At 57.8% G+C, this 465-nt stretch carries 1 protein-coding gene; it reads left to right on the forward strand.

The genetic code is table 11. The features are described 5' to 3' along the window. On the forward strand, nucleotides 1–465 hold a 465-nt coding region (locus SOP95_RS31590; protein ID WP_323609526.1), incomplete at both ends, for a response regulator transcription factor.

Genomic DNA, 465 nt, shown 5'->3' on the forward strand with positions numbered 1-465 from the left:
CTTGGTCCCTGCATTGCTTTGAACGTGGCGAAGACCTGCTCCGCCAACTGCGCCGGGAAACCTTCGACCTGCTGATACTCGACTGGCAATTGCCGGATATCACCGGGATCGCATTGCTGCGCTGGACCCGCGAACACATGGAATCGCCGCCCGCCGTCATCATGCTCACCAGCCGTGATGCCGAGAGCGACATCGTCACCGCGCTCAACAGTGGCGCCGATGATTACGTCAGCAAACCTTTCCGTCCTAATGAATTGAAAGCACGGGTCACGGCGGTTCTGCGTCGGCATGGACTGCAAAAGTCTGCCACCCACGAAGTGCAGAGCTTTAATGACTTGACCTTTGATGATGCTGAATTGACCGTGACCCGCGCGGGCAAACCGATCAACCTCACGGAGCGTGAGTACCGTTTGGCTAGCTGCCTGTTTGCCAACCTGGCACGCCCCCTTTCTCGCGAATACCTCT

The sequence above is a fragment of the Pseudomonas sp. YuFO8 genome (assembly GCF_035065025.1).
Lineage (GTDB): Bacteria > Pseudomonadota > Gammaproteobacteria > Pseudomonadales > Pseudomonadaceae > Aquipseudomonas > Aquipseudomonas putida_AE.